Origin of the sequence: Mammaliicoccus sp. P-M58 (assembly GCF_022386165.1) — a bacterium.
Classification (GTDB): Bacteria; Bacillota; Bacilli; order Staphylococcales; family Staphylococcaceae; genus Mammaliicoccus; species Mammaliicoccus sciuri.
Window position 1 is genome coordinate 78,183 of the sequence record NZ_JAJNJI010000005.1, and the last position, 20,433, is coordinate 98,615.

Sequence of the window (20,433 nt, forward strand, 5' to 3'; positions counted from 1 at the left end):
TCATGATTGGACTGCATTATTGCTATCGTTGAGCTTATAAATTATGAAGAGATATTAAAGATAAATGAGTTTAAATCGCCTCTGTATTTAGAGACAGAGTATTCAATTGGTACATGATCCTCTATATAACCCACACTATGGAAGTAGAAGAGTGGGGCATCAATCTCTACAGATAATAAATCACTTACGGTTTCATCTGCTGTGATTAATTCAAGCTTTCTCGTAATTTCTTTGATAGGTGTTTGATTTTTTTCTAACACTTCGTAAAATCGTGTCGTTGTAAAATCAATTTCTTTTAAATTAGGTACTAATGATAAAGGAATATAAGTTGTTACAAGAACGATTGGATCTTCTTCTGCATATCTTAAACGGACTAATTTATATACAGATTCTCCTGGTTTTAGTTCTAATTGTTGCATGACTTCTTCGCTGGCAACTTCTGATTTCAATGATAGAACTTTTGTCTTTGGGATAAGTCCTTTTCTTGTCATTTCATCATTATAGCTTTCGATGACGTGTGTAAATTCTTGATTGATTTTACGTTGTCGAACGATTGTACCTCGCTTTTTTCGACGTTCTAAAAAGCCATCGATAACAAGTGCATTAATTGCTTGTCTAACAGTAGGTCTACTTACTTTATAGTGCGTCGCCAAATCAACTTCATTTGGAATTTTATCGCCAACTTTATAGTCTTCGTATTCAATTTTATTCAGTAAGTCTTCTTTAATTTGTTGGTGTAAAGGTTTATTTATCATAATTTATCATCCAATTTCTATCGTTTTCTGATCTGATTCTGTAAGACGTTCTTCTAATGCTTTGATGATATGGATACCTGAACTAGCACCAATTCTTTCTGCACCATTTTTAATCATGTTAATGAATGTATCAGCATCACGAATACCACCAGCTGCTTTAACTTTAACTTCGCCGTCTACAGTCTCGGACATTAATTTAACATCTTCTACAGTTGCACCTGATGTCGCAAAGCCAGTAGATGTTTTAATAAAATCAGGTTTAACGTCTTTTGCGATAAGGGATAAAGTTTTGATTTCATCTTTAGTTAAATATGCATTTTCAAAGATAACTTTTGAAGTAACATTATGTGCTTTACATATGTTGACGATAGAAGACATTTCTTCTTTGATATAGTCTAAATTGCCATTTTTCAATTCAGTAACATCAATAACATAATCAATTTCTGTCGCACCGTTATGAATCGCATCTTGCGTCTCGAACTTCTTAGATTCAATAGAAGTCTGACCTAATGGAAAAGCAATCGCAGCGCCAATTCCTATATCAGTTCCAGCTAATATTTCTGCACATAATTTGGATTGTACTTGGTTAACGGCAACCATCTTAAAATGGTATTTCTTAGCTTCTTCACAAAGTTGTCTTATATCTTCAGGGCTTGCATCTGCATGTAAGTTAGTGTGATCAATCATTCGGCAAAGGTCATCAATTGTATAAGATTTCATCCAAATAAACACTCCTTATTTGTATTGACATAATGATATAATAACGCGCTTAGATAAGTCAATTAGGCTAGATATCTAATAATAGTGACATTATAAATTATTATGTAATTACATAATGAAGAATTTGATATTTTTAAGGATGGTTTTTATACTCTGAAAATGGGTATATATCTCAATGAAAATATAAATAAAAAAGGTGGATTACCATGACTAAAATTTTTGTTACAGGTGCTACTGGTTTAATAGGTACAAAATTAACTAAACGCTTAATTGAAGAAGGTTATGAAGTAGCTGGGTTAACAACTTCTGAAAAAGGTAAAGAAAAACTTGATAATGCAGGTGTAAAAGCATATATAGGTAACATACTGGAATATGACACAATAGAAAAAAGTATCGGTGATTTTAAACCAGATATAATCATGAACGAAATCACGGACTTAAAACAAGTTGATATGTCAGCTAATACGAAAGTTAGAATAGACGGTACAAGAAATCTTGTGGAAGCGGCAATTAAACACGATGTGCCACATATTCAATCACAAAGTATTGCATTTGTTTATGAAGCTGGAGATACATTAGCAACAGAAGAAACAAGTTTAGACTATGACGCTAGTGGCGATCGTAAAATAACAGTTGATGGTGTAGAAGGATTAGAAAAAGAATCAGCTAGATTAAACAAATATGTTATTTTACGTTATGGTTTATTATACGGACCAAGTACTTGGTATGGTAAAGATGGTATGATTTATGAACAATTTATAAATGGAGAAGTTACGATGACAGACGGCGTACAATCATTTATTCATATAGATGATGCAGTTGAAACAGCCATTCAGGCATTAAACTTTGAATCAGGTATTTATAACGTAGCAGATGATGAGCCCGTAAAAGGAGACGATTGGGCTAAATGGTATGCCAACGAATTAAACGTCACACCAACCCTAAACATCGAGCCAGCAGCACCATTTGAACGCGGCGTAACAAATAAGAAATTTAAAGACCAAGGTGGTAATCTTATTTATACAACTTGGAAAGATGGTATGCATCCGATTAAATAAATATATTTAATACTAAACTCCCCCTCAATCTATTTTTATAGTGAGGGGATTATTATTTGGTAAAAATGATTGTTGGTTTTTCATTTTTTATATTTTGACGTTCTGTATTTTAAATTTGTGTTAACATACTTAACAAATATTACATTTCTGTAGGGTTTTCGGGTATAATTAAGTATTCTGAATATTATAGTTTTTAATATATAAATGATATAATTATTTATAACGTGAGATATAAAGTTATTTAAAATGTGTACATTTGAACATTATTAAACGGTGATTTACAAACGTAGATTAATAGACATCATGAATTGAAGATTGATGTGTAAGGTAGATAGAGGAGAGATATTTATGGCAAATGTAAGAAAAGCAACAATTGAAGATTATTCAGGCATTAAAAATGTAGCGTCTAAGGCTTGGTATGATACGTATACCAATATTTATACTGCGAGCACTGTGACGGCATTTTTAAATGCGTCTTATTCTAAAGAGATGCTTCAAAAGCGCATTAATGATTCTGATTTCTTTGTTGCAGAAGATGAAGATAAGATTGTTGGTTTTGCTAATTTTATCAAAGGTACTGAATTGTATTTATCTTCTCATTATGTTCTACCTGAAGCGCAACGTGAAGGGTATGGTAAAGCTTTATTACAAGCAGGTTTAGATCAATACAAAGATTTATATCATGAAGTTTATTTAGAAGTGGATGGCAAGAATGATATCGGTATAGCCTTTTATAAAAAGGAAGGTTTTGAAGTGATACGTGAATATGAAGAATTACTTTTTGGTGACACGATGCGCACGACGTTAATGAAAAAAACTTTTTAGGAGGTTGATTGTAATGGAACAATCACTAAATAAATGGATTTCACAATTTTATGAAGCTTATGAGAATCAATCAATTATTCCAAATGGTGTTTTACCATCGAATATAACTGAACATGCTGCATATGATATTCAAGAAGGTGTGTTGCAGCGTAAGGAAGAAACTGAAATTCATAAAGGTTATAAAATTAGTTTAACGAGTCAAGAAACAAGAGATATCTTTTCTTCAACAACGCCATTATATGGTGCGATGGGAGAAACAACTATTCTGGACAAACATATTTATTTGAATGATTTAAATGAACCTTTAGCAGAGTTAGAATTAGTTTTTATTGTACAAGAAGAATTAACAGAAGAAGATAGCCTTGAAGATATTATGAATAAATGCTTGATTGCACCAGGGGTAGAGATTCCGGATTCACGTTTTAGTAACTGGTTCCCTAATTTATCTGTAACAGAAATTATTGCCGATAGCGCAGTAAGTGGTGGCGTTGTATACGGTGAACCTAAGAAATTAAGTTATGAAGATATAGATAACATTAAGGGGACATTATATTTAGACGGTAAAGAATTAGCTTCTGGATTTAGTACAGAAGTTGAAGGACATCCTGCTAAAGCTGTTAAGTGGTTGATTAATGAAATTAAAGAATATAATCGTTCATTAACACCTGGCATGTTTATTTCAAGTGGAACATTTATTTTGCCAAAACCTTTAACACAAGGAGAGTACAAAGCCGTATATGAAAATGTCGGTGAAATTGAATTTATTGTAGAATAATTGGATGAAATGGAGGGAACAAAGTGACACAGGAAGCTTATGGAACAAAAAAATTACCTGAAGAGAAAGTTTTTAAAGACCCTGTTCATCGTTATATACATGTAAGGGACCAATTAATTTGGGATCTTATCAAAACGAAAGAATTTCAACGCTTAAGAAGAATTAAACAACTTGGAACACTCTATTTATCTTTCCATACAGCTGAGCATAGTCGCTTTGGACATTCTCTAGGTGTATATGAAATTGTACGACGTATGATAGATGAAGTATTTGAAGGGCGTGCACATTGGGATAATAAGGATAGACCACTCGCATTATGTGCAGCACTTTTACATGATTTAGGGCACGGTCCGTTCTCACATTGTTTTGAAAAAATATTTCTAACGGATCATGAAAAATTCACACAGCTGATTATTAAAGGTGATACAGAAGTTAATGAAGTGTTGAGTAGAGTTTCGCCTGATTTTCCAGCTGAAGTAGCAGAAGTGATTAATAAGACACATGAAAATAAATTAGTCATTTCGATGATTTCATCTCAAATAGATGCAGATCGCATGGATTATTTACAGCGAGATGCATATTTTACAGGTGTGAGTTATGGTCAATTTGATATGGAACGTGTGCTGAGATTGATGCGTCCGTCTAAAGATGAAGTGTTGATTAAAGAAAGTGGTATGCATGCAGTTGAAAACTTCTTAATGAGTCGTTATCAAATGTATTGGCAAATTTATTTTCACCCGGTGAGTCGAGGTGGAGAAGTATTGCTTAATCGCTGCTTTAAGCGTGCGAAAGTACTTTATGATCAAGGATATTCATTTAAAGAGCAACCAAAATATTTAATTCCATTTTTTGAAGAAGATGTTTCAATCGCTGATTATATTCGTCTAGATGAAGCGGTCGTGATGTATTATTTAGAAGAGTGGACTGAAGAAGATGACCCAATCTTAAGTGATTTAAGTAAAAGATTTGTTAATCGTGATTTGTTTAAATACTTACCATTTGATGGATCTATTATTACGATTGGTGAACTGACAGATCTATTTGAAAAAGGTGGCATTGATCCAGAATATTATTTCGTTTGTGACTCGTTCTCAGACTTACCATATGATTATGACCGACCAGGATCAAATAGACAGCCGATACATCTATTACAGAAGACAGGTCGTATTAAAGAAATTAGTAGCCAATCAGTCATCATCCATAGTATTACAGGGATTAAACGTTTAGACTATAAACTGTATTATCCTAAAGAATTAATTATAGAAATGGAAGACGAAACGATTAAAGGCGATATTATCAATATATTAAATGAACTCGTGTAGATTACAAACTTGAATGTCAGTCTGATACTCTAGTATGATGTAATCATGAATTAAATGAGGTGAAACAAGTGGCTGAAAAGAAAGGATTTCAATTTAATATCATTAAAAATGATCCATTAGATGGGCATAAAGGTACAAATATAGGCTCTATAAGTTTAGACAACGTGGCGCCTGTATTTATCGATGTATCAGAACAAACTGCATTTATCGATATTGGTGCCATGCATGCTAGAGCTGAAGTAGAAAAGCGTGTGAAATGGGTTAAAGATATAGAAGAAGTCAAAGGTGAAGAAGCAAAAGAATATTGGCTTTGCTGGGTTACAACTGAACGTGGCGAACAAGGTCCATATTATGCAGGGCTAACAGGTTGCTATTTAATGGTTAATAAACCTAAGAAGCGTGGATATAAAAGTATGCCAGAACATGTGAATATGATGGATAAATCTATGAAACATCAAGTGAAAATTGACCAAATTGGTGACGAAAATAGAGCAGTTCTTAAAAAATTCCTTCAAGAACATAATTCTGAAATGTGGCATAACAGCAGTGATGAACTAAAATCATCTTTAGAGATAAATTAAATATGTCTATTTTGTGACTTAATTGTGAATTATCACAATTCAACTAAATAGCTATTGTCTTTTCACAATATCATAAGTAAAATAGTTGATAGCTACTATAGCTAGGACACTAAAAAAAGCAGGCGCTTTTCGCCCTGCTTTTTTTAATTTTAATAGTCAAATATGCTATAATGATATACGTTCTTAAACGGTGAGGTGGCCAATTATGAAAGAAAATATTAATATAAATATTAAACAAGTCGTAAAACAAAATGGCGAGAAAGAAACATTTCAAACAAAAACATCAGGTACATTTCATAGAAGAAATAGCGATATAATTAGATATGAAGAAACGATTGATGAACAAATCGTAAAAAATATGCTTAAAATAGAAGATGATGGCGTGAAAATCCACCGTACTGGCGCGGTCAAAACAGTCTTTCACTTTGTTGAAGGACAAGAAACGATTAGTTATTATGATACTGAAGCAGGACGCATGACAATGCACGTTAATACATTATCAATCAAACACTTTATAGACGATCAACAAGGTAAACTCAGGATACATTATCAGCTAAGTGATCAAACTGGGTTACTTGGAACATACCAATTTCAAATTAATTATAAGGAGATAAATGAATGAACATTATTAACCAAGTTAAAGAAACGTTAATTGAAGAAATTAAAGCAAGTATCATTAAATCTGAACTTGTAGAAACAGTTCCAGAAATTAAAATCGAAACACCTAAAGACCCTGCAAATGGAGATTATTCTTCAAATATTGCGATGGTATTAACAAAATTAGCGCGCAAAAATCCACGCGAAATTGCGAATCAAATCGTTGAAAATTTGGACACAAATAAAGCGAATGTTAAAAAAGTAGATATTGCAGGTCCTGGATTTATTAACTTCTACTTAGATCAACAATATTTAACTGAAATTATTAAGACAGCTTTAACTAAAGGTGAAACATTTGGTCAAACAGAAGAACGTAAAAACGAAAGTATCATCGTTGAGTATGTATCTGCAAACCCAACAGGAGATTTGCATATTGGACATGCACGTAATGCAGCAGTAGGTGATACGTTATCAAACGTGTTAAGTGCAGCTGGTTATGATGTAACACGTGAATATTATATTAACGATGCAGGTAAACAAATTGAAAATTTGGCGCACTCTATTGAAGCGCGTTATAATCAAGCGTTAGGTTTAGATGCTGAATTACCTGAAGATGGTTATTACGGTAAAGATATTATCGCAATCGGTAAAGACTTAGCTGAAAAACATCCTGAAATTAAAGATGAAGCTGAAGAAGAACGTATTAAAACATTCCGTAAACTTGGTTTAGATTATGAAATGGAAAAATTAAAACAAGACTTAGCAGATTTTAATATTCATTTTGATAATTGGTTCAGTGAAACATCATTATATGAAACAAACAAAATTTCAGCTGTTTTAGATAAAATGACAGAATTAGGCTATACTTATGAACAAGATGGCGCAACATGGTTAAAAACAACAGAATTTGGTGACGATAAAGACCGTGTGTTAATTAAACAAGACGGTACGTATACGTATTTCTTACCAGATATCGCTTATCATTACGATAAAGTAGAACGTGGTTTTGACAAATTAATTAATTTATTTGGTGCTGATCACCACGGTTATATTAATCGTTTAAAAGCATCTCTTGAAACATTTGGCGTAGATTCAAAACGTCTTGAAATACAAATTATGCAAATGGTACGATTATTACAAGACGGCGTTGAAGTAAAAATGAGTAAACGTACAGGTAATGCTATTACATTACGTGACATTATGGATGAAGTAGGCATTGATGCTGCTCGTTACTTCTTAACGATGCGTAGTCCTGATACACACTTTGACTTTGATATGGAATTAGCTAAGAAAGAATCACAAGATAACCCAGTGTATTATGCACAATATGCACATGCGCGTATATCATCTATTATTCGCCAAGCAGAAGAAAAAGGTATCACGATTGATCAAAACGTCGATTTATCTTTAATTACACATGAAAAAGCATTTGATTTATTGAAGAAAATTGCTGAATTTGAACCAACAATTGTTTCTGCTGCAGAATCACGCAGTCCACATCGTATTACGAATTATATTCAAGATTTGGCTGCACAGTTCCACAAGTTCTATAATGCAGAGAAAGTATTAACAGATGATGCAGAGAAGACTAAAGCGCATTTAGCTTTAATTGAAGCGGCACGTATTACACTTCGTAATGCGTTAGCATTAGTAGGTGTGTCAGCTCCAGAATCTATGTAATATAATCATTATTTTAATTGAGGTGCAGCTCAATCTTATTTGAGTTGCGCCTTTTTGTGTACCATTTTTTAATTAAATATATGGAGGGATTAAGTATGAAAATAAACAGAATATTTTATTTAATCTTTGCTGCTATGATCATAGTGACGGGTTGCCAAAGCGGAGATAATACAGATAACAAAAAAGAAACGAAACAAGAAACAACTGATAAGAAAGAATATAAGCGTATTGTGTCGCTTATTCCAAGTAATACAGAAATATTATACGCGTTAGGACTTGGAGATAAAGTCGTTGGGGTATCAACTGTTGATGATTATCCTAAAGATGTGAAAGAAAAAAAACAATTCGATGCCTTTAAACTCGATACAGAAGCATTATTAAAAGCAAAACCTGATTTAATTTTGGCGCATGAGTCGAACAAATCTACACAAGAAAAAGATTTAAAAAAATTAAGTGATGCAGGCGTGAAAGTCGTCTACATAGATGATGCAAATTCAATAAATGAAATGTATGATACATTCAAGCAAGTTGGAAAAGTAACAGGTAAAGAAAAAGAAGCAGATAAATTAGTAAGTAAAGTGAAGAAAGAAATAGAAGATGTTATAAAAGACGTACCAAAAGACCAACAAGGTAAAAAAGTGTTTATGGAAATTTCTTCTCAACCTGACATTTACACTTCAGGATCAAATACGTTTTATGATGATTTGTTAACTTCTATCAAAGCTAAGAACCTTTATCATGATCAAGAAGGATGGATTAAAACGGATAAAGAAAGCATTCTTAAAAGAAATCCTGATGTGATGATTACAACTAGTGGACAGTCTGAAGCAGAATATCAAAAATTAAATAACAATAGAGATGGCTTTGACCAAGTTAATGCTGTTAAAGAGAAACACGTTCATGCGCTAAATGCAGATATGATTTCTAGACCAGGACCAAGATTAGCGAAAGGTCTAAAAGAACTTTCTGAAAAAGTTTATGACTAAAAATCATAAAGTTTATCATCATGTTGTGATATGGTTTCTCGTTCTATTGTTTGCAATTGGCATTTCTTTATTCGTAGGATCTACGGGTATAACATGGAAATTCGATAATCAACTTGAATGGACAATCTTTTACAAGTTAAGAGTACCCCGAACACTCTTAGCATTAATTGCTGGTATGGGGTTAGTCATGAGTGGTCAAATCTATCAAACGATATTAAATAATCCACTTGCAGATAGTTTTACGTTAGGATTAGCAAGTGGGGCAACATTCGGAAGTGCACTTGCCGTATTTATCGGCGTATCCATTTGGTTTGTGCCATTATTTTCTATATTCTTTAGTTTGTTAACGCTTATCGTTGTTGTACTCATTACAGAAACGATGGTCAAAACATTTCATGTAGCAACGATGATACTTTCAGGTATTTTTATTGGTGCGTTTTTTAATTCGGCACTCTATATACTTTTATTGCTGAAACCGGATAAAGTAAATAGCATGGTGTCGTATATGTTTGGTAGCGTTTCATCTGCCGAAAAAATAACTGTAGAAATAACTGGTATTGTTTCTTTAATCTGTATCTTAATCTTGTTTATGATGAGTCATTTTATTAAAATGATTCAATTAGGTGAAGATAAAGCGACAACACTTGGCGTGAATGTTAGATTGATATCATGGACATGTTTGCTATTAGCTGCTATAATGACAGCCGTTATTATAAGTTTCACGGGTATTATTGGATTTATTGGTATGATTGTACCTCAAGTTGTTAGAAGGGTGTACAAGGTACCTATTAACGTACAAATGATATTGAATTTATTAATCGGCGGTGCACTTTTATTAATTGCAGATACTGTTGGCAGAATTATTATAAGTCCAATACAAATTCCGGTTGGCATTATACTCTCAATTATTGCCATACCGATTATGATGTATTTAATGATTACAGAACAACGAAAAAAAGAAAGAACTTACTGAATATTTAAGGTATATATCGGTATTAAATCACAATCAATAGCATACGGACACCAATCCTTTAAACATTAAGATAGAGGGTTGGTGTTTTGTATATAAAAATTGTATTGCTTTCTTTATGGAATAGTTTAAAATGTTTCTATGAAAGGGATGATGACATGTGTTCGTGTGATATTCAAGCGATTATTTTTGACTTAGAAGATACGCTTGTAGATCGTGAGAAATCGCGAATGAAGTTTTTGGAAGAACAATTTGAGAGATTTCATGAGTTAATGGTAACAGTCCAAAGACGTGATTTTGAAAAAGTATATTTAACGTTAAATCCCTATGGTATAGAAGATGTTGAATGGGTATATCAAGAACTTGTTAAGAGATTAAATATAGAAAGGATATCGTGGAAGACATTTTATAACGACTATAAAATGCATCACTACAGATACCATTTTCCTTTCTATGATACATTGGTAGCATTGGATAAATTACGCAGCATGGGTTATAAATTAGGTGTTGTAGCGAATGGTAAGAGTGAAGAAATTACACACGTAATGAATGCAATCGGTATTTATCCATACATTCATTATGTTTCAACTTCTGATGAGGTGGGCGCTATGAAGCCAGACCCAATCATATTTGAAGATATATTGAAACATCTTGGCATAACGGCACATCATGCATTATATGTTGGTGATTGTCCTTTAAATGATATAGCAGCAGCACATGCTATGGGCATGAAGACTGCATGGATGGCTAATTCAGTCATTGGCACACCAGAGGAGCACGAATTAGATTATACAATCGAAAGTTTAAGTGATCTCATAGATGTTTGTAAACAAATCGAAAGAGGTGAAGCATGATGAATTTATTTTTAACGAAAGAAAATGTTGCCATACACTATAAAACAAAAGGTAGCGGCTATCCAATTATCTTGTTGCATGGTGTTTTTCAAGACATGGATGTCTTTGAACCACTTATTAAAAAGTTAAGTAAAAATTATCAGGTTATATCTATTGACTTAAGAGGTCATGGTTTAAGTGATACACCACATGATAGTAGAGTAGATGACTATATTTCAGATATTCAACAACTATTAAATGCATTATTCATTAATTCAGCATATGTGATTGGCCTAGAACTTGGCGCAACAATTGCAACAGGTCTCACATATAAGAATCCTGACTTAATCAATGGCATGGTGTTAATTAATCCTACAGACAATCATTCAACGTTTCCAGATAATCGTATTTATGATAGACATGCTGATGAAATTAGAACGATGTCTGATGAAGACAAAGAAAAATATTTATTAAGATTCAGGTATAAAAATATTAAACAAGCTAAAAAGTTTGTAAAGTCACATATTCCTTCAAATGATCTTCAAACGATGGAAGAGGAAATTGCTGTTAAGCGTTCTTTTAAAGACTTTGATATTATATCGTTACTTCCAGATATTGAAACACGTACGCTCGTAATTTCTGGTCAATACGATGGCAAAATATTATATAGCGAAGGTAAAAGAATAAGTGAACTGTTACCGAATGCTGAATTCAAACTGTTTGAAGGTTCAGGAGAACTGCCTTTTATTGAGGAAAAAGAAAAATTCTTTGGAGTATTGGAAGAATTTTTAAGTTAATCAAGCGATATTTCACGGTTTTGTTACATGATTGTAATAAAAGTGGTCATTTTGTAATCTTTATGTTATAATTAACGCAGTTCAATGCATAACATATAAGACACAGACTGAAGGAGAACCTCATATGAAAAAATGTCTCTTAATAATTGCAATGGTACTTATGGTTCTGCCATTTTCAACTTTTGCTGAGGCAAATGCTGCAACTAAAAATCAATTAAATATTAACGAAAATAATGTGCAGACCTATAAAGACGGTACAGTAACAATCGAAGGTATTAAAATTGGTGATAAGATTTCTAAAATTAAATCAAAGTATCCTAATTTAATGTTCTCATATTCTGATGATAGTAACGATAGAGAAAATTATTACGAATTTGATACTAAAAATGGACATATGATTATTACTGCCAAAGTTAACGGTAATAAAGAAACGGTTAAACGTGTTACAATGATTTATGACAAATTAACAAATGTGAAGTTAGATTCGCTTGTCTCAATTCTAGGTGACAATACAACTAAACGTGTACAAAATAATAAGTATACAGGCGGTTATGCTTACGTAAATAACGGACAAGCACACTTCCAGCTTTCAAAAGCAACACCTGATAGTAAACAATTTAAAGTATATCGTATTGATATAGGTAAATACTAAATCAATAACGAATTTAATCCCCTGTTATGTTATATACATATTGCATAATAGGGGATTAATTTATACAATATTATAATGAAGGTGGTGTATTTATTTGCGTCCGAACAATAATGTATTGCTGGAAAATGTAAATGACTATTTACAGCATGTCGGTGTATTACCTAAACAAATTGATAAAGTTCAACATTCATTAAAGAAGGATATGAAAAAGTCAGATGAGAAAGATATAGACTATGCAGAATATCGACACAAATCTCACGCTGAAATACTTCAAATCATAGAGAGAAATATTGTGGTTGTAAATTATAATCCAATCATTTTTTATACACTACACTTCTTATTATTGGCATATTTATTTGATAAAAAGCTCATTCCGTTTAATGCTGTAACGGGATTGTATATATTTTATTTTGTGATCATACTATCGATTACACTTGTTATATATTTAATTATAAAAAAACATAGTTATCTCTATCCTAATCAGAAATTGATGATGACCAATATTTCCTTATTTAGTATAGGTATTGTTCTATGTATGCTTAAAATATTTAATGTTACGTTAGGAATGTATGTATTACCTTTACAAGTATTTCAAACCATATTTGGCGTCGGGATCATTCTCGTCATACTCGCAATATTTATGAAAAAGCTTGAAGTCGCTGCAATGGGATTAGCTGTTATTCAAAAAACAATTGCATCTGTAACGTTGAACGAAACAGTCATCATGATTGTTACATTTGCGAGTTGGACGATTATACTCGTTATTATCCTTTATTTTGTAATGATGTATTCAACAAGAAAATATGTATAACATAAATGCAGGAAATGATGTATTGGTTACAATCATTTTTTGCATTTATTTTTATGACATTAACTTAATATTATAAGTGTGAAAAATTGTTAAATGGGTATATTATTACTGTAAAGTAGGGAGGTACTCATTATGGGGGAATTATTAACAAGGGATGGGACTCATATAGTGTATGAAAAACACGGCAAAGGGAAACCATTAATTATGTTACATGCATTAAATATGAATTTAGCAACATTTAATTCAACAGTACAGCTTCTGAAAGATCAATTTACAATATATACAATGGATTCTAGGGGACATGGTAAATCAGATAAACAACAAGAAATTTCTATCCAAAATCATATAGATGACATTGTAGATTTAATGGATGCTGAAGACATAGAATCAGCTTATATATTAGGACATGATATGGGTGGCGTCATTGCGCAAGAATTTACAAACCAACATCCAGATAAAGTAGAAAAGTTGGTACTCGTATCTTCAATTTCTAATCAAGGTAAACAACCACTTATTAAATTAATAGCTAAACATAGAGATAAAGTCGCAGGATTTAGTAAAGAAGAAGCAATGTTAATATTGTTCAATGAAATATTTCATGATGTTAAATCGACTTTCAAATGGTATCAAGAAGTGAAAAAATATTATCGAATGACACCAGAAGAAGATGCAATTTCTGTTAGATCTATAAATGGTATAAATATCAAAATAGATCATATAGATATACCAACACTTATAGTGAAAGGTAAACATGATCCTTTTGATATTGATAATGATTCGGAAAATATAAAAAATGCCCAAACAGAAATATTCGAACATTCAGGGCACGCACCATTTATTGAAGAAAGTGAAAAATTCAAACAAGTCGTATCATCTTTTTTAAACCAACCAGTAAGAGATAAACAAGTTATATAATAAAGCGAGCTAGGGCATTTGATGATGTCTTAGCTTTTTTTATTGGTAGAGTGTGGAAGGTGGGGGTAGAAGAGGTTGGGAGGATGAGATGTGAGTTAAAGAGAAAGTAAACTCACATCTTTTCTCAGAATACCTAGTTTATCAATCTCCCACACCCCATATCACACAAAAAAGCGGAGACATCATAGAATGTCTCCGCTTCGTTCATATTAATCGTTAATTTCAGTCTTAGCGATTTCATTATCAATTTTTTCAAGCACCTCTGAAATTGATTTACGTTGTTTTTTATTAACTAGAATTAAAACTGTACGCTCGTCATATTCATTTCTTCTTTTTGTAAAGTAGTCTTGTTGTGATAAGTTTTTAACTGCTTTTACAATTTGTGGTTGTTTGTAGTTTAACTTGCTAATGATTTTTTTAAGATGATATTCTTCATCGTCTGTTTCATTAATGTAAGTTAATACTGCGAATTCTTCAAAGCTAAGTGAAAAATCCTTTTTAATGATTGATTTTAATTTGTCCACATATGTTACAAGTGCTAATAAATCGGAACAATTTTCTATTTTAGAAATTGCCATTTTGAATCCCCCTAGAAGTGAGTATTTTGCTTCTGTAATTGAAATAATACAGTTTGGTGGTAAAGCCTCGCATTATCAACATGGAAGCGTTTTAAATTTTTAAATCATAATTACAGTTTATCAATTATTTACTTATTTTAGCCTAAAAATAACTGTATGTAAACTAATAAGAGTAGGATTTAATTAAATAATAATATAAATAATATAACTGTCACAAACGAAAGGTAGGTATAATATAATCTTAAAAAATTAAAGTGCATGGTTATTATTAATTCTATCAATAAAATAAATTGAAAATTACGAAATATGCCGATATTAAATGAGAATATTATAAAATTAACCATATAAAGAAGTCGTATTTAACATACGACTTCTTAAAAATTATTTATTGATTGAAGTATATTGAATGATTACTTCTTCGATAATATCTGATTCTAATTCTGCATATTTACTTAAGAATTCAGCAACGCTATGTTCCTTGATATAGTCGTTTTTCTCAACTGTTTCTTTATCGTTTTCATCTTGATATTCTAATAAATAGCAAAGTGCTTTAACGAGTTCAGAATGTTTTTTATTCGTTTTAGATAATGCGACTAGAGGTTTAACGATACGATCGTTTGGTCCAACTTTACGTAATACGCCACGACCAACTCTTGTTACATCATCAGATAAATATGGGTTTTGGAAACGACCAATTATTTTTTCAACATAGTAAGATTGGTCTTCTTTTGTAAATTCATCGAAGTTAGAAACAAGATATTCACTTGTTTCTTTTAATACTTCACGTAAACCTGCATTAATTTCTTCATCTTGAATCGCTTCAAGAATTGTATTGTAACCTTTGTATTGACCAAAGTATGCTAAATAAGCATGACCTGTATTAACTGTTAATAATTTTCTTTCGATATAAGGTGTTAAATCATCAACATAGTGTACATCCTGTAATTGTGTACCTTGCCATTTTGAAGCTTCTACAACCCATTCAAAGAAAGGTTCAACTAATACGTCTAATGATCCTTCTTTTTGACCTTGAGGTACGATACGGTCAACTGCTGAGTTAGGGAAGCTAATGTCATCAGATAAAGGACCTGTAATATCTAAAATGGCTTTTTTCAGTTGATCTGTTGCCATAATAGCATTTTCACAAGCAACGATATTTAATGTTTTACGAGCTTCACGCTCTTTTAAGAATGATGCAAATGATTTAGCGATAATAGGTAAGATGTTTACACCAACAGCTGTCGTAATGACATCTGCTTCTAAAATCGCTTCTTTTAATTTGTCTGTTTCAGTAATGCTATTGATACCTTTAACATCTGAAACAGGTTCTTTAGTATTTTCTTCATTTGCGATAACAACTTGATAAGCTTTTTCTTCATTAATTTGATTAATAATTGTTTCGTTAACATCGACGAATGTTACTTCATAGTCATTATCATTTAATACTTTACCTATGAAGCCACGTCCGATGTTACCAGCACCAAAGTGAATGGCTTTCATTAAAGTTCAACCTCCTCAAAGATTGCAAGAATTTCATCTTTAGATTGTGCATTGATAACACGTTCAACATTTTCTTCTTCACTAAATACAATAGCGATTTGAGAAAGAATATCTAAATGCTCGCCATCTTTACCAGCAATACCAACGACTACTTTAGCTTCATTGCCATCCCAATCTACGCCATCTGGAATATGAAGTAATACAAGACCTGATTTTAATACTTCAGTTTTTGCTTCATCTGTACCATGTGGAATAGCTAAGAAGTTACCCATAAATGTAGTAACGATTTGTTCGCGTTCTTTCATTGCAGTAATATATTTGTCAGTTACAGCACCTTCTTCAACTAATGCTTGGCCAGCTTTTTCGATAGCTTCCTCTTGAGAATTTACTGAAAGATTCATAAAAATGTTTTCTGGATTAAATAATTTTGTCATTTTAATTCACTCCGTTTTCGTTAGTTTTTGTTTTAATTTATTTAAGAAAAATGATTTGAGTGTGTTCTCTATCTTTACTCTATCATTTAACAACTGATCAATATCATCCAAATGTTCTGTAATTAAGGATGACACTTCGCTCATAAGTTGTCCTTGTTCCGAATTTCTCGGAATAAACATGCATACAAGCCAATTTACTTCTTGTTCTTCATTTTCTATCGTTTTTAGCCTTAATGGTTTTGTTAACTCCGTAATAATCAATTGTGGCTTTTTGATTGATTCATCTGAAAGATGAGGAATAGCAACTGGATAACCAGTTAATGCAAATCCTTGTAAATTCATACGGATGTTTAGCTTTTCACTGAACGTATGTGTATTGTCAATCACACGATGCTTCGACAGTGTTTGAATGAGATATCGTTCTAACTGTGTTACTTTTTTCTTTTCAACGATCATATTTTGAATCAGTGACAAACTTTCTTCTATAAAAGTTACAGTGCGATCATAATCTTCATATGATAGTGGTTGTTCCTGATTCTGCGTATTTTGAGGATCATGGACAACAGATTGCTGTAATTTCAAAAAGTATTTCACATTTTCAGCGTCTTGCTTTGGTAATAAAGGATTTACTGTAATGTGTGGGTATTTTGTATCTACAGCTACAGTTGAAATCATCCCATCATACTTTGAAAAATCAATCGACTTTAAACTACTGACAGAAACTTCGGTAGTTTGTGTGATTTCAGAAAAATGCTGTTTCAAACGATTGGATAGAATACGGCTTGTACCAATTCCACTGCTACATACAACGAGAACATGTAATGAACGTCTTTGTTTTGCTTGTAACATACCACCAAAGTGAAGTGCAATATATGCAACTTCGCTTTTTGGAAAATGATAATTCATGAATACAATCTTTAAACCTGATGAAACGGCTTCAAATAACTCTTGATCATAGGTTTCTATCATTTCGGTAAGCGGATTGTAGGTTTCAATGTTTGCCTCAAGTCTATTAATCGCAGGTTCTAAATGTAAATTTAATCCTTTGAATAGGGCTTCTTCATCTTTAAATGAAAATCCTTGATCTTTTACAAATTCTATAAGTTCGGTAACGCGCTGCTTATGAATATCATTGTTTTCATAAGTTGTTTCATGGCGACGTCTTGCACCTCTTAAATGCATTGTAATAAAAGCAATTTCAGAATGATTAAAAGTCACATCATATATATCGCTTAATACATTGGTAAGTCTCTCTGATACTTTAAATTCATCAGTGGAAATCAATTCATTTAAAATATCATCCTCAATTTCTACATGTCCATCTTGCTTAATACGTTCAATTGCTAAAACGATATGAATCGTTAAAGTAAGGTAACTGGCTTCAGTTAATGTATAAGGTAATGTACCGAGTTCATCCATTAACAAGCGTTCAACATTAAACAATCTATCTATATCAACGATTCCTCGAAGATGTGTTTCGTTTAACGTATGATATACGAAATGATCTTCTACTACAGAGTACACGCTGTCACCATCTAATTTTTCTAACATGATTCTAGCAAGTAACTGTCTTTTGTTGACTTCTTCACCATTCAGAATCAAACCTTCACCACGTCTTCGCTCTAATGAAAGTTCAAATGTGTGTAATTCAGGTTCCAATTGTTCAATGATTTTGTTAAGTGTATGCGTAGATGAACCAATTTCATTCGCAAGACTATATAATTTCACTGGATCTTTAGATTGAATAAGGTTGTATAGAATAATAACTTTTCTTTCTTCATCAGATAAATCAATTGTATTTTGTTCAGTCAATGATTGTACAAAATTGTCAATGTCTTCTGGTTCTCCTTCAATACGTAATCCTAATTTAGGAACTCTTGTCAGAGATAAGTGATATTTATTCAGTGTATCTTCAACGCTTTTCATCTCTCTATGAACAGTTCGAGACGAAATACCAAGTGCTTGTGCAATATCATGAATTGTTAAAAAAGAGTGAAGACGCTCAGATAGTAATTTGAGAATACTCTTTTCCCGGTTACTGATCATCATCGTTCTTCACTCCTTTGTGTAAAATTATTTTTTCAGTTCGTTAATTAATTCTTCATATCTTGGTGAATTTAAGAAGTTATCTACTGAAATATGAATGGCTTTAGGATTTTTCTTAATTGCTCTATCTGTTAATGTTTTTTGCGTAATGACAACATCAGCATCGTCTGGTAATTGGTTAATAGCTGTATTTGTAACTTCAATATCAGTTAATTCAGCTTTTTTGAATTTATTTCTTAACATACCAGCACCCATAGCACTTGAGCCCATACCAGCATCACAAGCAAAGATAACTTTTTTAACATTAGAGAAATCATGTGCATCAATATTTTCTGTGTCATATTGATCTAACAGTTCTTCAGATTCATCTTTTTCTTCTGTTTCTTCAGAAGGTTCACCTTTTTCTTGTTCTTTAGAACCAGTTAAAGCACCGCTAACAGAAGATTTTTTACCTTTACGAGCTTCCATATCAGCAGTAGCTGATTCAATGTCGCCTTCAGGGTCTTTAGTGAATTTTAAGATGATAGATGCAACTACAAATGAAACTAATGTTGCTAAGAAGATACCAAGTAACATAATTAAGTAACTTCCTTTAGGTGTAATAGCTATATAAGCTAAGATTGAACCTGGAGATGCTGGTCCAGTAGTACCGAAGTCGAACATACTAAATGTTGCAACACCAGTCATACCACCTAAAATAACGGCAACTAATAATAAAGGACGCATTAAAACATATGGGAAGTAAATTTCGTGAATACCACCTAAGAAGTGGATGATACCAGCACCATATGAAGTTGCTTTTGCAGTACCTTTACCAAATACCATATAAGCTAATAGAATACCAAAACCTGGTCCAGGATTTGATTCTAAAGTATAAAGAATAGATTTACCAGCGTGAGCTACTTGTTCAGATGCAAGAGGTGTTAAGACACCGTGGTTAATTGCATTGTTCAAGAATACTGTTTTAGCTGGTTCAATAATAATACTTACTAATGGTAATAAGTGATGAGAAACTAAGAAGTCAACACCCATACCTAAGACTTTCATAAGTCCTTCAACTAATGGCGCTAATCCTTTGAAACCAACAATCGCCATGATGAAAGCTAGAATACCAGCTGAGAAGTTATTGAATAACATTTCAAAACCTTGTGGAGTTCTAGGAACTAAGAATTGGTCAACCTTTTTCATTAACCAACCAAGTAATGGACCCATAATCATTGCACCGATTAACATCGGCGTATCTGGGAATGCCGCGATAACACCCATAGTAGCTGTCGCACCAACGACACCACCACGTAACCCGTGAACTAAACGACCACCACTAAATGCAATAAGTAATGGAATTAAATATTTAATCATTGGATCAACCATTGAAGAAAGTTCTTCGTTAGGTAGCCAACCATCTTTAATAAACAGTGCTGTAATTAGCCCCCAAGCAATAAAAGCACCAATGTTTGGCATAATCATACTACTTAAAAATGAACCAAAAGCTTGAACCTTAGGACCAATGCCTTTTTTCTTTTCAGATTGTTCTGCCATATTGAACACACCTTCCCTTATATAAAAAGTATTTTGTAACTTAATCATACGAAGATGTA

Annotated in this window: 21 protein-coding genes; 14 read left to right on the plus strand and 7 right to left on the minus strand. The window is 32.3% G+C overall.

Going from position 1 to position 20,433, the window contains the following annotated elements:
* Positions 1 to 41 precede the first annotated feature (41 nt).
* Together LQ694_RS06880 and deoC are read right to left on the minus strand one after the other, a co-directional pair.
* Entirely contained in the window at positions 42 to 755 is a 714-nt protein-coding gene (locus LQ694_RS06880; protein ID WP_135015373.1) for a GntR family transcriptional regulator, read from the minus strand.
* A 6-nt stretch (positions 756 to 761) separates the two neighbouring features.
* On the minus strand, positions 762 to 1,475 hold the full coding sequence (gene deoC / locus LQ694_RS06885; RefSeq protein ID WP_204187637.1) for a deoxyribose-phosphate aldolase: 714 nt from the start codon (positions 1,473 to 1,475) through the stop codon (positions 762 to 764).
* Positions 1,476 to 1,681: 206 nt separating this feature from the next.
* On the opposite strand from deoC, the gene LQ694_RS06890 reads away from it, so the two are divergent.
* The 14 genes from LQ694_RS06890 to LQ694_RS06955 all read left to right on the plus strand — a co-directional run bounded on the left by LQ694_RS06890 (position 1,682) and on the right by LQ694_RS06955 (position 14,277).
* Positions 1,682 to 2,533, plus strand: a complete 852-nt coding sequence (locus tag LQ694_RS06890; protein WP_218696962.1) for an NAD-dependent epimerase/dehydratase family protein — start codon at positions 1,682 to 1,684, stop codon at positions 2,531 to 2,533.
* 348 nt (positions 2,534 to 2,881) lie between these two features.
* Positions 2,882 to 3,358 carry a GNAT family N-acetyltransferase gene (locus LQ694_RS06895; protein WP_025904911.1) on the plus strand — a complete coding sequence of 159 codons (477 nt, stop codon included), beginning with the start codon at positions 2,882 to 2,884 and terminating at the stop codon, positions 3,356 to 3,358.
* Between the two features lie 13 nt (positions 3,359 to 3,371).
* Positions 3,372 to 4,133, plus strand: a complete 762-nt coding sequence (locus tag LQ694_RS06900; RefSeq protein ID WP_025904912.1) for a 2-keto-4-pentenoate hydratase — start codon at positions 3,372 to 3,374, stop codon at positions 4,131 to 4,133.
* A gap of 23 nt (positions 4,134 to 4,156) precedes the next feature.
* Positions 4,157 to 5,455, plus strand: coding sequence for an HD domain-containing protein (locus LQ694_RS06905; RefSeq protein WP_048541443.1), 1,299 nt, complete (start codon positions 4,157 to 4,159; stop codon positions 5,453 to 5,455).
* 68 nt (positions 5,456 to 5,523) lie between these two features.
* A complete protein-coding gene (locus LQ694_RS06910; RefSeq protein ID WP_058610922.1) occupies positions 5,524 to 6,036 on the plus strand; it encodes a YwhD family protein in 513 nt (170 codons plus the stop codon).
* A 205-nt stretch (positions 6,037 to 6,241) separates the two neighbouring features.
* Positions 6,242 to 6,658 carry a YwiB family protein gene (locus LQ694_RS06915; protein WP_058590853.1) on the plus strand — a complete coding sequence of 139 codons (417 nt, stop codon included), beginning with the start codon at positions 6,242 to 6,244 and terminating at the stop codon, positions 6,656 to 6,658.
* A complete protein-coding gene (argS, locus tag LQ694_RS06920) occupies positions 6,655 to 8,313 on the plus strand; it encodes an arginine--tRNA ligase (protein ID WP_058610923.1) in 1,659 nt (552 codons plus the stop codon). Before LQ694_RS06915 ends, argS begins: the two co-directional genes overlap by 4 nt.
* A gap of 95 nt (positions 8,314 to 8,408) precedes the next feature.
* Positions 8,409 to 9,299: an ABC transporter substrate-binding protein gene (locus LQ694_RS06925; RefSeq protein ID WP_096790980.1), complete on the plus strand. Its 891-nt coding sequence runs from the start codon at positions 8,409 to 8,411 to the stop codon at positions 9,297 to 9,299.
* Positions 9,292 to 10,272 carry a FecCD family ABC transporter permease gene (locus LQ694_RS06930; protein ID WP_096790981.1) on the plus strand — a complete coding sequence of 327 codons (981 nt, stop codon included), beginning with the start codon at positions 9,292 to 9,294 and terminating at the stop codon, positions 10,270 to 10,272. The genes LQ694_RS06925 and LQ694_RS06930 overlap by 8 nt, the downstream gene beginning before the upstream one ends.
* Positions 10,273 to 10,358: 86 nt before the next feature.
* Positions 10,359 to 11,123, plus strand: a complete 765-nt coding sequence (locus LQ694_RS06935; RefSeq protein ID WP_231401426.1) for an HAD family hydrolase — start codon at positions 10,359 to 10,361, stop codon at positions 11,121 to 11,123.
* Positions 11,120 to 11,899: an alpha/beta fold hydrolase gene (locus tag LQ694_RS06940; protein WP_058610927.1), complete on the plus strand. Its 780-nt coding sequence runs from the start codon at positions 11,120 to 11,122 to the stop codon at positions 11,897 to 11,899. Before LQ694_RS06935 ends, LQ694_RS06940 begins: the two co-directional genes overlap by 4 nt.
* Positions 11,900 to 12,023: 124 nt before the next feature.
* Complete coding sequence (locus LQ694_RS06945; RefSeq protein ID WP_058610928.1) at positions 12,024 to 12,551, plus strand: SA0570 family protein; 528 nt, start codon at positions 12,024 to 12,026, stop codon at positions 12,549 to 12,551.
* A gap of 94 nt (positions 12,552 to 12,645) precedes the next feature.
* A complete protein-coding gene (locus tag LQ694_RS06950) occupies positions 12,646 to 13,362 on the plus strand; it encodes a hypothetical protein (protein ID WP_048541459.1) in 717 nt (238 codons plus the stop codon).
* A 132-nt stretch (positions 13,363 to 13,494) separates the two neighbouring features.
* Positions 13,495 to 14,277, plus strand: a complete 783-nt coding sequence (locus tag LQ694_RS06955; protein ID WP_058590846.1) for an alpha/beta fold hydrolase — start codon at positions 13,495 to 13,497, stop codon at positions 14,275 to 14,277.
* 209 nt (positions 14,278 to 14,486) lie between these two features.
* Here the strand turns inward: LQ694_RS06955 and sarA are convergent, their stop codons facing one another.
* The 5 genes from sarA to LQ694_RS06980 form a co-directional block, all read right to left on the minus strand.
* On the minus strand, positions 14,487 to 14,855 hold the full coding sequence (gene sarA / locus LQ694_RS06960; protein WP_048541463.1) for a global transcriptional regulator SarA: 369 nt from the start codon (positions 14,853 to 14,855) through the stop codon (positions 14,487 to 14,489).
* Between the two features lie 381 nt (positions 14,856 to 15,236).
* Positions 15,237 to 16,355, minus strand: a complete 1,119-nt coding sequence (locus tag LQ694_RS06965) for a mannitol-1-phosphate 5-dehydrogenase (protein WP_058610930.1) — start codon at positions 16,353 to 16,355, stop codon at positions 15,237 to 15,239.
* Complete coding sequence (locus LQ694_RS06970) at positions 16,355 to 16,789, minus strand: PTS mannitol transporter subunit IIA (protein ID WP_058610931.1); 435 nt, start codon at positions 16,787 to 16,789, stop codon at positions 16,355 to 16,357. The genes LQ694_RS06965 and LQ694_RS06970 overlap by 1 nt, the downstream gene beginning before the upstream one ends.
* 6 nt (positions 16,790 to 16,795) lie before the next feature.
* Positions 16,796 to 18,838: a BglG family transcription antiterminator gene (locus LQ694_RS06975; RefSeq protein WP_058610932.1), complete on the minus strand. Its 2,043-nt coding sequence runs from the start codon at positions 18,836 to 18,838 to the stop codon at positions 16,796 to 16,798.
* 24 nt (positions 18,839 to 18,862) lie between these two features.
* Entirely contained in the window at positions 18,863 to 20,374 is a 1,512-nt protein-coding gene (locus LQ694_RS06980) for a PTS mannitol transporter subunit IIBC (RefSeq protein WP_218696960.1), read from the minus strand.
* Positions 20,375 to 20,433 lie beyond the last annotated feature (59 nt).

Bases quoted from the DNA above. Each gene is read 5' to 3' on its own strand.
- LQ694_RS06880 (WP_135015373.1), bottom strand. From the start codon at position 755: ATGATAAATAAACCTTTACACCAACAAATTAAAGAAGACTTACTGAAT.
- deoC (WP_204187637.1), bottom strand. From the start codon at position 1,475: ATGAAATCTTATACAATTGATGACCTTTGCCGAATGATTGATCACACT.
- LQ694_RS06890 (WP_218696962.1), top strand. From the start codon at position 1,682: ATGACTAAAATTTTTGTTACAGGTGCTACTGGTTTAATAGGTACAAAA.
- LQ694_RS06895 (WP_025904911.1), top strand. From the start codon at position 2,882: ATGGCAAATGTAAGAAAAGCAACAATTGAAGATTATTCAGGCATTAAA.
- LQ694_RS06900 (WP_025904912.1), top strand. From the start codon at position 3,372: ATGGAACAATCACTAAATAAATGGATTTCACAATTTTATGAAGCTTAT.
- LQ694_RS06915 (WP_058590853.1), top strand. From the start codon at position 6,242: ATGAAAGAAAATATTAATATAAATATTAAACAAGTCGTAAAACAAAAT.
- argS (WP_058610923.1), top strand. From the start codon at position 6,655: ATGAACATTATTAACCAAGTTAAAGAAACGTTAATTGAAGAAATTAAA.
- LQ694_RS06925 (WP_096790980.1), top strand. From the start codon at position 8,409: ATGAAAATAAACAGAATATTTTATTTAATCTTTGCTGCTATGATCATA.
- LQ694_RS06930 (WP_096790981.1), top strand. From the start codon at position 9,292: ATGACTAAAAATCATAAAGTTTATCATCATGTTGTGATATGGTTTCTC.
- LQ694_RS06940 (WP_058610927.1), top strand. From the start codon at position 11,120: ATGATGAATTTATTTTTAACGAAAGAAAATGTTGCCATACACTATAAA.
- LQ694_RS06945 (WP_058610928.1), top strand. From the start codon at position 12,024: ATGAAAAAATGTCTCTTAATAATTGCAATGGTACTTATGGTTCTGCCA.
- LQ694_RS06955 (WP_058590846.1), top strand. From the start codon at position 13,495: ATGGGGGAATTATTAACAAGGGATGGGACTCATATAGTGTATGAAAAA.
- sarA (WP_048541463.1), bottom strand. From the start codon at position 14,855: ATGGCAATTTCTAAAATAGAAAATTGTTCCGATTTATTAGCACTTGTA.
- LQ694_RS06965 (WP_058610930.1), bottom strand. From the start codon at position 16,355: ATGAAAGCCATTCACTTTGGTGCTGGTAACATCGGACGTGGCTTCATA.
- LQ694_RS06970 (WP_058610931.1), bottom strand. From the start codon at position 16,789: ATGACAAAATTATTTAATCCAGAAAACATTTTTATGAATCTTTCAGTA.
- LQ694_RS06975 (WP_058610932.1), bottom strand. From the start codon at position 18,838: ATGATGATCAGTAACCGGGAAAAGAGTATTCTCAAATTACTATCTGAG.
- LQ694_RS06980 (WP_218696960.1), bottom strand. From the start codon at position 20,374: ATGGCAGAACAATCTGAAAAGAAAAAAGGCATTGGTCCTAAGGTTCAA.